General features: G+C 32.2%; 9 protein-coding genes and 1 pseudogene. 2 read left to right on the forward strand and 8 right to left on the reverse strand.

Annotation, left to right across the window (positions count from 1 at the left end):
* Positions 1-5: 5 nt before the first annotated feature.
* The 3 genes from ABMQ40_RS16715 to ABMQ40_RS05080 all read right to left on the reverse strand — a co-directional run bounded on the left by ABMQ40_RS16715 (position 6) and on the right by ABMQ40_RS05080 (position 1,839).
* Positions 6-341, reverse strand: a complete 336-nt coding sequence (locus tag ABMQ40_RS16715; protein WP_442340153.1) for a DUF3945 domain-containing protein — start codon at positions 339-341, stop codon at positions 6-8.
* A gap of 90 nt (positions 342-431) precedes the next feature.
* Entirely contained in the window at positions 432-1,460 is a 1,029-nt protein-coding gene (locus ABMQ40_RS05075; protein WP_442340151.1) for a DUF3945 domain-containing protein, read from the reverse strand.
* Between the two features lie 97 nt (positions 1,461-1,557).
* Positions 1,558-1,839 (reverse strand): helix-turn-helix domain-containing protein, encoded by a 282-nt coding sequence (locus ABMQ40_RS05080; RefSeq protein ID WP_042719841.1) that lies wholly within the window; start codon positions 1,837-1,839, stop codon positions 1,558-1,560.
* Between the two features lie 159 nt (positions 1,840-1,998).
* On the opposite strand from ABMQ40_RS05080, the gene ABMQ40_RS05085 reads away from it, so the two are divergent.
* Both ABMQ40_RS05085 and ABMQ40_RS05090 read left to right on the forward strand, forming a co-directional pair.
* Positions 1,999-3,036 (forward strand): hypothetical protein, encoded by a 1,038-nt coding sequence (locus tag ABMQ40_RS05085; protein ID WP_370897197.1) that lies wholly within the window; start codon positions 1,999-2,001, stop codon positions 3,034-3,036.
* Between the two features lie 226 nt (positions 3,037-3,262).
* Positions 3,263-3,475: pseudogene (locus ABMQ40_RS05090) on the forward strand (single stranded DNA-binding domain-containing protein); the annotation flags it as partial.
* Here the strand turns inward: ABMQ40_RS05090 and ABMQ40_RS05095 are convergent.
* The 5 genes from ABMQ40_RS05095 to ABMQ40_RS05115 form a co-directional block, all read right to left on the reverse strand.
* Positions 3,452-4,579, reverse strand: a complete 1,128-nt coding sequence (locus ABMQ40_RS05095) for a hypothetical protein (RefSeq protein WP_370897199.1) — start codon at positions 4,577-4,579, stop codon at positions 3,452-3,454. The pseudogene ABMQ40_RS05090 and the gene ABMQ40_RS05095 overlap by 24 nt on opposite strands.
* A gap of 718 nt (positions 4,580-5,297) precedes the next feature.
* Positions 5,298-5,603: a type 1 glutamine amidotransferase family protein gene (locus ABMQ40_RS05100; protein WP_370897201.1), complete on the reverse strand. Its 306-nt coding sequence runs from the start codon at positions 5,601-5,603 to the stop codon at positions 5,298-5,300.
* Positions 5,604-6,396: 793 nt separating this feature from the next.
* A complete protein-coding gene (locus ABMQ40_RS05105; protein ID WP_370897203.1) occupies positions 6,397-9,390 on the reverse strand; it encodes a reprolysin-like metallopeptidase in 2,994 nt (997 codons plus the stop codon).
* Between the two features lie 680 nt (positions 9,391-10,070).
* On the reverse strand, positions 10,071-11,261 hold the full coding sequence (locus tag ABMQ40_RS05110) for a helix-turn-helix transcriptional regulator (RefSeq protein ID WP_370897205.1): 1,191 nt from the start codon (positions 11,259-11,261) through the stop codon (positions 10,071-10,073).
* 302 nt (positions 11,262-11,563) lie between these two features.
* On the reverse strand, positions 11,564-11,785 hold the full coding sequence (locus ABMQ40_RS05115; protein ID WP_370897207.1) for a T9SS type A sorting domain-containing protein: 222 nt from the start codon (positions 11,783-11,785) through the stop codon (positions 11,564-11,566).
* Between the last annotated feature and the right edge of the window lie 44 nt (positions 11,786-11,829).

Below are 11,829 nucleotides of genomic sequence, written 5' to 3' on the forward strand. Positions count from 1 at the left end.
GATTATTATAGTTTTTGTCCTCTTGGTTTTCTACCCTTTTTTTGCTGATCCTCTTGCTGCTTATTCGCAGGCTGCTGCTGTTTTGATTCTAAAGGCTCCTTCACATTTCTAGTAGCTTCATTGGTTTTACCATGGGTGTTAACCGCAGTTTGGGTCTTATGATCTTCTGTAGGTTTTACCTCTTCTTTAAGTTTATTAGGATGAGTGAAGGAGAAATCGGTTTTAAAGGTTTCTTTATTGAAGGTAATATAGCCTTGATAGGCTTTACCTTTAGCATCGGTAAGGCCGTCAACGTACACGGTTTGCCCGGCTTTGAACTTTTCATATTGTGAATCGTCCAGCTCTTTTCCTCTGAATGCTCTGGGTGCCTCTTTATCCGTAGGCTGAGTTTGTTGTTGGTTATGATGCTGCTGTTGACTTTGTTGGAGTGCCTAGTTATTGTTGAATAAAAATTCCACATACCGCTTATCTGCATTGAACTGTACAGTGGCATCGAAAAGTTCACCTTTTTTAGAGGTCATGCCTTCAAGGTACAATGGTGCTCCTTCTAGTAGGGTTTGTTTCTGATGTTCATCCAGTTGTATCCCTTTAATTTCATCAGGGATTTTCATGTACTCTGCTCTATAGGCAACCAATTCATTGGTTAAACGGTCACGGCTGATCACTGATGGAATGATTTCATCTGTTTTAGGATTGACAAGATCTACTACCCTACCCATATTCCCGGTTTCTCTAAGGTTCTTTTTGTCTTCATCACTGAACTGATGACCTAAGAATTTATTATTGAGGTTCGGCTCTTTTCGGATACCGTGCAGATGAACGGCAACCTGCCCTGTATCCCCTGTTTGAAGGGATAATCTAACATCCATCTTGCTTACTGCCGTTCCCAGATTAATAGTAATGGGGATTAATGTATTGGTTTTAAAGCCTCTGAGTAATGAATCCATCACATTCATTTTTTCAAGCTTTTCCTGATTAAGTCCGAATTTTTCCATCGTTTTCCAGTCGATCTGTTCAGGCTGAAAACGATATTCCTGATTTTCTGTGTTGTTGTCCATTGTATTTTGATTTTTTGAATTGTTGTTACTGTTAGGCAAAACTTCGTATTCTTTCAGTTTGTCCATTTCTTCGGGTAATGCCCGGTCAACATACTTCTGAAGATCTTTGGCCGTATTGACAGCATCATATTCCGAGACTTTGAAAAAATTGAATCGGAAAGGATTTTTAAGCTGCCGGTAAAAGTTGGAAAAGAAATTGGAGAATAGGTCGCCGTGCTTATCAACTCTGATCAGCTGCTCATTATCCTTTTTTTCTTGTGGAGCAACCTTTTGCAGATTCCCATCTTTATCTATACCTTTGACCATTTCAATCTGGTTGGTATGAATGTTCAGGACAAGTAATGTGTCTGTTGCTAGTTTGAGCTCATTGGTTTCTTGTGAGTTTATCAATTCATCTTCCATTGTATTTCATTTAATGGAACGAAGGTATAGGCTCATTCAGAAACATGTAAAGATGGGAATGGTGATGAATGATTTGGCTGTTGATGTCTTATCACTGTTAAGAGTTTAAGCACTCCCGGATCAATTGATGGACATCAGAAAGCTTATAATATAACTTTCCGCTGATGGTATAGTAAGGCAGCTTTTTATCAGTGCGGTACCGCTGTAGTGATCTGGAACTTATTTTTAAAAGCTGTAAAACATCCTGGTTATCCAGAAGCTGCTCTCCGTCCACTTCTATAAATCTGGATTGATTCTTTGCCATTTGTTCTTTCAGTAGGTCGAATCTTTCCATGATTCTTTCCATCCAGGCTATAAATTCTGTTCTTTCAATATTCATAACTGTGATTTTTATGATTGCTGATGATGTAAAATTGAACAACAGAAATCATATAAAATCACTACTTTTTCATAGTAACGAAAAAAGAATATAGAATGATGGAATCTTAACCAAAAGCATCGTAACTTACAAAGCATTTAATAGTAAAGACTAACGATTATGAGTGAAATGTCTGATTTTAGAGAAAATTATATTAAACAACTTGAAAGAGAGGCGGAAAAGGCATTGAAAAACAATGAAAAAATAATTCTTGACTTTATACGCTTTGCTGCGAGTAAAAATATAGAATTAACTACTCAAGATTTTAAGTACACTCAAATATCAGGCATTGTTGTTGAATCACCTGAAATACTTTTGAAGTTAAACGAAGATCTAATTCCTGATAAAGACGGTCTTTTAGATTATAAATTGCTCAGCTCTAAATTTAAAAAGCAAATATTCTCTGACGGCTATTTTTTTGCAAACAACTATATAACAATGGCTAGTCCTTTATTCCGGCGGAGCTACTCCTCGTTAAATGGCTTCCAGCCTAGATTTATTAATAAATTTTGGGCTATAGACCCTACCACTTATGATGAAATAAAAATAAGCTTGGATCAGCACAATTTAAAAATTGATGTACATAATGCTGCAATTTTAGAGTTAGATACTTGGTACGGTTCTGTTTTTAATCAAAATGTAGAGAGCATTTCTGACCAATTGGTAAAACTAAGGCCATCACTGGATTTTAATGATTCTGAAATTAACTTTTTCTTTGCAGATACATACTCCTTAGATATCAAATGGGCTTTATCAAAAAATATTAAAACGTTTCAGGCGGAGGAATTTAAAAGTGAACATATCAAAGTAAAAATTGATGATATTATTTATTTCCCTGTCAGATATGTCCATGCAGAATTTGATATGAGCACCCTTAGTTTTAGACATTTTGATGGAGCTTTTCATTTCTATACTGAAGAAGAATATTTCCGAAGACGAGATTCTGACCTTAACTACAACAGAAAAGATCATTCACAAATTAAGTCAAAGTCAAAAAAATTGTTTAAAATAAATGGTAAGATACCCATCGAAACTTGGGTAGACCTAACAGGTCATTTTTTTTCTAAAAATCCCTTGATCTATGAATATTTTAATGGCGAATATCCTCCTAATATAAAAGAAATTTTAGACTTAAAACGAAAAAATCAAATCTCTTAAAAATCCTTGAGAAATTATGAAATGTTGATATGTCAAAATAATGACGCAAATTCCGAGGAACATAAATTTAAAGCCTCAGATATCAGGCGTCAATTTGGTAAATCATTTGATGCCTATTATGATGGTGAAAATTCACACCCATTCAATTCACCAAAAGATAAACTGATTAAATTTCCAAAAGTGATCTGCATCGATTGTAACAATAATCAGACAAGAAATGCAGATATTGCTGGCGTATCTGGTTTCAAGGAAGCATGTTCCTACCAAAAAAGGTACGATGTATTTTGGTATCTGGATCGATGCCGAAGAAGAATATTTTGATACGGCTCGTTTTCCAAATTGTCTTGAAGAATATCCTTTTCAGGGTAGTGGCTGCTATCTCTTATTAGGAACTGTAGAAGTCGATTTTCACTTTCTAACTGTTACAATTCATAAAATGGAATTTTTTCTTTATTTGTAATCGTTTTAGGTTTCTGAATACAAAAAAAGAAATAAAAATAATAAGAATTCCAGATAGGATGATAAAAAGCCATATCCTGTTTTTTCCTTCTTTTTCCTCGTTTTTTATCGCAGCTATAAAAGTTTTAGTCGAAAGGTTGGCTGTTTTAGCCCTATCCTCTTCAAATTTTTCTTTTTCCTTATAAAAAAGATCTCTAAATTGATGTTCTCTTTTCTGATCACCAGTCTCGTTATATAAATTAGCAAGATCTAAATAAATCCATTGAATATTTTTTCCAAAAGTTTCTTTTGTAGCTACAAAATTTTTCAATGATTTTTGATAAGCTTCTTCTGAATTTTTGTACTGATGCATTTTTTGGTAGTACATCCCGGCGATTAAATATAATAAACCATGATTGCCATTTGGAAACCCTTCTTTATTAGCTATTTCGATCCCATTGTTAAGATAAATCTGGGTTGAATCCAACTCATTTTTTTGAAAATGTAAAGCTGCGATCATCCCTTCTGTTGCGACATTTTTTTTAATATCTCTGGCTTTATGAACATATATTAAGGAAGAATCTCCTTGGACTTTAGACTTATTAATATAAACCAGTTGTAGCAGATATTGTTTCGTTTCAGAATCTTCGCTTTTTTTTAAACAATAAAGTGATTTATCAAAATATTGATGGCCTATATCACCCATTAAAAGAAGCAGATTGAGCATTCCATACTGATTATATAGATGCGCTTTATGGATCATATCATCTGAATTTTTTAAAATAGAGTCAGCCTTTTGTAAAAATAATAAACTATTTTTGTAATTACCCTTATAATAATTGAGAAGAGCAAGATTAGTATAGCAGGTTGCTTTACCGGGTTCATATTTCTCTTTATCAGCAATCATAAGATACTGTTTATTGAGACTGATTCCTGCATTTAAATTCCCTAAAAGACAAAACTTCTCAGTTTGCTTCATTAACGGTAAATCAAAAGTTCTGAGATATTCCTTTTTTGAAGGATGGCATGATATTAAAAGAACGACACATAAAAATACAAATAATATCTGTTTTTCATACTTATTCTGTTTTTTGTTAAATAACATTGATTTGATGTACAAATATAAATTATAAAATTTTGTTACACTGATTCTATATTAGTTTAATATCTAATTTAAAATATTTTCAGAAATAAATTATTTTTTTGTAATCGCCCATGAATAAATAGGTTGAGCATCGTTTTACCTTTCAAAAAGCAAAAAAACGAAACGCCGAAAAATTACCATTTACTACCATTTTACTACTATTATCCATCAAAAATTACTATTATCTGGTCTTTAAGAAGGCTTAATTATTATGATACTACTATTCTCTATAAATACTGTAAATAAGCAATTTAAATGTGTCTTTTTCAAATTTACCAAAATATTTTATCTTATTATCTATATTCCTAGCCTAGTGATGCCTATAGTTGCAATATTGTTTTTCATTTAAAAGTATACTAAGCAGTACGTGGAAGAAATAAATTCAGGCTTGGGATTTATTTGATTAAGAAATTATAAAAACATAAAGAGTCCGGAATTACCGGACCCTTCACCACAAAAAAACTACTATGAAATCTCACTATATTTCCAGACACGCCAAATCAACTCTTTCTAAGAACCTAATTATTAATTCACACAACCACAACATTAAATAAAATGAAAAATTCATTAAACATCAATTTCACTTATGACAAATACATTAAATACGACATTAGTTTACAAAAACAAAATTATTATAATCCATTAAAAACTAAAGAAAACAACATCCTACACGGACCCTTCATGACCGCAATGAACTGATGTCTTTTATCTGCAAAATCAAATTCCGAAAATCTTCTGCAGATTTTGCACCACCGCAGATATAGAGGGCAAAACAAACACTTGATGTTGTAGATAATGAATGATCTGGAATGTACACCTGGCCATCCGAAGATTTCACTAGCACCAAAGAATCAGCAATATATTGTACAACGACATCCACACTTATTGTTTCTATCAAATGATCGGTAAAAACAACATCAAACGTGTCAGTCATCAGAAAGCCAATTACACGACTTTCAATGGTATCTTTAATTGTATTTGCCATACTTAGAGCTTCTGAAAACTTTATTGAAGGTTCAATTTCTGAACTCTGAAGACTTACAGTATCGGCATCTGCAGGAATACTTTGGTTGGGCTGATCGAGAATTTTAACCTAAACATCTAATCTGGATTCTACATCATGAGCTAAACCTTTGTCTACAAAAGCTAGCAGTTTCATCATTCTTCCTTTAATAGCAGATATGGTCACTTTTGAAAGCTAAAAAACTAATGCACCTTAGGTGAATTTTTTCAAACGCAAACTGACTGTAAAATAGTTTTGCCTGGGAATAATGGTCTACAAAACTTGAGCCTCTTGCCCTTACTTTATGACCTTCCATCCCTTCTTCTTGAGTGGCAAAGCCTTCCTTACATATTCCAATGACTATGTTTGAGAAAACCGCATCAAGCTTAAAAAGAGAGTTTAGGTCACTAAGAAAAGTTATTATTTATTGAATCTATTTAAATTTAAATATTAATAGATTTTATCTTTAACTACATTATTTTACTTTTCGTCCACTGAACCTACGTATAAGTACCCTTTAAAGGCAAGTCTGAATTCTTTTTCTCAATACTGGTAAGACTTTTTTAAGGATTAATCAGATCGTTCAAATAATGCGGGTATTAATTTTATTAAATAAAGATGAATAAGGCTAATTGAAGTTTCCTTGACTAATTTTTAAAGAGAAACATTTAATATATTAAACTGTCAAACACATATAAAATAAAAGCAGCAAAAATTTGAATTTCTGCTGCTTTGTAGTAAGTGTTATTCTATCTAAAAAGAAATACTTTTCAATCTACTTTTTGATAAATTTCGAAGTTAAAATCATTTTCTCATTTTCGTAAATGGTAATAATGTATCCACCCTTCATCAAACTTGAAACATTAATTTTTCCACCACTGATATTTCCACTACCTACCAACTGGCCAGTAACACTATAAATTTTATAAGTCGCTTTATCAGAAACTTTAGTAATATTTAATACATCACTTGCAGGGTTAGGATATAACTGGATGCCATCGTTTTTAATAACAGTTTCTGAAGTTCCTAAAGTAGCCGTTGCTACAACATTATAATCCTCAGCTTCTCCATAATTAAATGTTCCGCACGGGCTAGGTAGCGAAGCTCCCACATTGCTAGTACCTCCATATACTAATACAACTCTCATTCTCATAGGCGAACCAGTCACAGCCGACTGTGGAACCGTGAATGAACCAGTGACAGGACCTGTTATAGCACCAACAGGATAGTTAAGAACTCTTTCAGAGCTTTCAAATACACCGTTTTTATTAAAGTCAATCCAAGCAGCTACTGCATCAACATCTGGATTTCCGATCGTAACTGAAATTGGGTAAGTACTGCCTTTTATTACATTAATCTGAAGAGCAGGGTTAGTTGTATAATTGGTGTAAGAACTTTTTGCAGAAGTATTGTTTATGTTCGCAACTGTCACGTTAGAAATAAACTCATCATCAATGTTGGTTACTTGAGTTACACAATACGTCAAAGTTTGTATTGTAAAATTCGTAGGCTGAGAATAAGTCCCTGTTGTACCACTACATATAGTAGCGACTTGTACTTCATAGGCAGCACCTTCTACTAAATTATTTAAAGTTGTATAGGCAGTATTCAAACTCAATTCAGTCCAATTTGCCTCACTTACTTTTTTATAACGCAATTTATACGTAGCACCTACAACTGGCTGCCATGTAACGTCTGCAGAATATGCTGTAATATTTGTTACCACAAGATTTGTTGGAGCAGCTCCGTTACAAGGCGCAAGTGTAGTAATCATTACTGATTTTACTGCATAGAATATATTTCCTATTGCAGAAATTCTTACTTTAATAGTCTGTCCATTCAAAGAAGATGGGAATGTATAATTTTCAGAACCATCATTTGGAGTTGAAGCTGACAATACAGTCCATGTTGTTCCATTGTCTGTCGTGTAATCAATCTTTACATTAGCTACATTATATGGAGCTGCAGTAGTATTAGCAACATCCCACTCTATTGCAGTAGGAACATTGTTATTTACATATAAAGTATTAATCTTGAATGGCCCGTTACTTCCAACCACAACAGTTTGTTCTGCAAATTGAGTCTGCTGTTGATTTGCTGCTGGGTTATTATCTCTTACAGTTACAGAAAACTTAGTTGTTCTTGGCACCATAGAAACAGATTCCCATTGATTATTTGAATTATTTAGAACCCCAGACATTACTGAAGCAAACTTAGGAAAATATCTAGTTGGGCTCGTTGAAGGTGCAACTGATCTAAACGATGCACCTGTGGAAGTTGTTCCAATATTACCACTGTTAATAGTAACATTTGCATTATCTACTTCTTCCCAGGTATATGTCAATGGATCATTCTCCGCATCAGTTGCAGAAGCCGTTAATACAAACGCAGTTCCCAAAGGAATATTATATGTTGGCAATGCAGCTATAACAGGTGGGTTATTTGCGATATCCGTTTCTATATCACAAGTCTTATCAATTAAGTTAGCTTGAATCTGTTTGATGCTCGCAATATGAAAATAAGGATCTGAATGAGGCTGAACATCAGTTGTTGTTCCTGGAGGCGCTGATTGATTTGTGATACCAGCATATCCCATAATTGTACTTCCTGAACCAGGTTCCATATTTACACCATAATTTTCTAATTTGTGTGCAAAAGTGTGATTAGCTCCTAATTGGTGTCCCATCTCATGAGCTACATAATCAATATCAAAAGTATCTCCTGAAGGTGGGTGCGAAGCAGAAGCATTTACTGTTCCGGTTGCAGGAGATGTAATACCTGATCCTTTACCATAACCTACTATGGGATCATTAGTAGTACCAATAGGACTTAGGCAAACACAACCAACACAACCAGCATTTCCTCCTCCTCCGGAAGCACCAAATAAATGTCCTATGTCATAGTTAGCCTGTCCAACATTCGTGGCCAATACATCACGAAGTGATGTATTCCAAGAACCTGGAGGCCGTTGAGGATCAGTAACAGTTGCATAGGGATCAGAAGCTGGATCTGCATAGATAATTGCTGGATAACTGAGTACATTTAAATGTAATGCAAAATCTTTTTCAAATACAGCATTCACTCTTGTTACTGTCGCATTAATCTGCGCAAGCGCGTTAGCTACTCCTCCGAAATACTGTGTATATTCACCAGTAACTGATATAGCTAGCCTCAAGGTTCTGTACTTTTTGTCAGAATTCTTAGAAAAGCTAGTTGGTTGATTGGTAAAGGACTTTCCTTCTTTCAACAATTCATTGATTTGGCTTTGTGACACATGATCTTCCGGTGTTGAACACAAAAATCCATTCTCATCTTTCTTTGTTTTAGGGTGTACTCCATAAATTGTTTTATCGGCGTTTACGGCCTCGATAAATTCATATTTACCATTTTGAATGATCATCGATTGAAAATCATTTGGAGCAACAGAAAATCTCAGGTATTTACTTGGATCGTCCAAACTAACCCCTGCATAAGATCCTAGCTGATACCGATCAGCAAAATCTTTTGTCATTACCGGAAAGCTATAAACAGCGAATCTCTCAATTTTTCCATCCATAGTAGGAAGTAAAATTTCTACAGGTTTAGAGTTAGGTCCCATTTCTTGAGCAGTTCTAAGCTGTGATTTGATTTTGTCAAGATCAAGCTTATAATAACTTCGGACATAATTTGATCCTAGCTTCCCTCCTCTTTCGTATGTTGCAGGAGTCCATTGCGCCATGGCAGAAACTCCTATCAAACTACAGAATAAAAAAATACATAGTTTTTTCATAAAAAAATAATTAGTCTAACAAAAATAGTTATATATGAAAACCTCAACAATCATTCTATAAACATGAGGTATCCATGTAGTACATTCTACTACTGTAGATTTTTATTCCAAATAAAATATACCTCTAAAATTCAAAGTATATTTATATATTACTTTTTAATATTTAAATATTAAGCTTTCAGACGAATAAATAAGTCTATGATTTCCAAACAATGATTATACTTTCACCAATAAAACCTAAATATTTAGTCTCCTATTGAATATCTGATTTTGATTAGTCTAACTAAAAAGTAGACGCACGAAACAGAAAATATCCAAGGTTAACAATAAAATCTATTAGTATATTATTGATAGTTATACTAATAATAATATTGCTGCTATCAAATATCTTAAATTATGTTTTCACCAACTTTAGAATTAATTTCGATATTTACAATCGAGGCAAAAACATGTCAAATTTTGGATTCTTAAAGATGTAAAATGCCTACTTATTGATATTTTACTTTTAATTAGAAATATTTTTACAGCATTTATTGAAAAATCTTATAAAAGAAATGTTTATAGTTAAATTCCAGAATTTTTCACTTAATTGATTTCCATGCAATTACACTGTATTTCTATACTAAAGGTAAGAGCTTTCCTTATATATCAATCACTAATTAGTTATGGAAAAAAATCAATTAAATATTATCGAAAAATTTGTATAGATCAATGTCTTTGGGAATATTAAGCTTTTTGCGTAATCTATATTTTTTCTGTTGGACTGATTTATGTTGTACACAAGTAAAATCAGCAATCTCTTTTGATGAAAATCTTAATTTCAGCATTATACAAAATGCAATTTCTGATTCTTCTATTGTAGGATATTTTTTAGTTAAATTATTAATAAATAGTGGGTCTATTTCTTTGTACTTAACTACATAAATAGGATTGTTCTTTTTAATTAAATTGATAACCTCATCAAGCTTTTCTCTATAATTCATATTCCTTATTACTTCAACTGTCTGTTCATTTGTTAAATGAACGGGAATATAATCAGGCTTACTTTTGAAATTTGATATAAAGAAAGAAAATCCAAAAAATGACATACAAAGTAGCCCCAATATTAGTATACTATACTTAAGTTTTTTTTCTTTCTTTGTAATATTGTTAATTTCATAGATAAAATCATAAGTAGTATTATTTAGTTTTTTATTATGCTCAATAGTGCTTAAATTTACTTTTTCTAATTCATTTTTATAAAACACTTCATCTTTTTTTTGTCCTGCCATTTTATAAATTTGAATCAATCCTTCATATGGTCTATACAGATCTAGAGTAAAGAACTTACTTTTACCTGAATAATAATCCTTGATCGATTGCTTAAAAAAAATTTCAGAATTATTATAATCATTCGTGAGATAGAAAAAATAGCCTTTTTCACAGTTAAGAAGAAATGTAAAGTATATATTTTTATTTCTAGCAACTAAATTTGATGTGTTGTTAATATAAACTCTAGCAGAGTCATAATCGTTATTTTCTATATGGTTCATTGCTGACATAAAGTTTGCCAAAAAATTATTTTCCACCTTTAAAGATTTATTTAAAAATTTAAAGGTTTTTTGCAAACTCCCCCCTCTGGTGTAATTAAATAATAAATTAAGCAAAGTCATAGCTTTTCCTCCCCAATATCGCCTTTTATCTGCTAATCTATAATACTTTTTATTAAATAGAATGACTTGATCAAATTGAGTATTAAAAATTAAATTTTCATTTTGAAAAAATAATTTATCGTCAAAATTACTTTTAAAATTACTTTTTGACTCATTACATGAGGTAAAGAAAAAACAAATTATGAGATATCGTAAAACAAAATTTAACAAATTTTTCATATTATGTTATTTTAAATAAATTTGCATTATATAGCAACAAAAATAAATTAATTTAATGTTCTACAAATGCACAAATAGGCCATGTAGTATATAAGTATGTAGAATCTTAAGTAATAATTGCGATTATTAAAATAGATGACAGCCACCTGTTTTGAGCATAGTTCTATATGATCTTTTCGTTTCTGTCCAAATAGTCCTTAGCTATTAATTTCATGTCTCCCAAAAGTAGTTTACGTCATATGATAAATATTATCATATAGATCAATATAAAAGCCCTTTTAAGAAAGGGCTTTTAAAACTATTTAGTTATTTACGAATTTCTTCGATTCTTTTTTATCAGAGTAAGTGATAATATATACTCCTTTTGGTAATGCTTGATTGATTTGAACTTCACTTGTTTTAGAAGTCCCTTTTTGCAATACCCTACCACTCATGTCAAAAATCTGGTAATCTCCAAATACAGCATTTTTCCCTCCGATTAATTGAAGTTTATTATCTGCTTTTGTATACGATTCTGGTCTCAAAACTTTCTTTTACCTCAGATGTTCCCAGATTACTTACAATTCTT

The organism is Chryseobacterium gossypii, assembly GCF_041361455.1.
Taxonomy (GTDB): domain Bacteria; phylum Bacteroidota; class Bacteroidia; order Flavobacteriales; family Weeksellaceae; genus Chryseobacterium; species Chryseobacterium gossypii.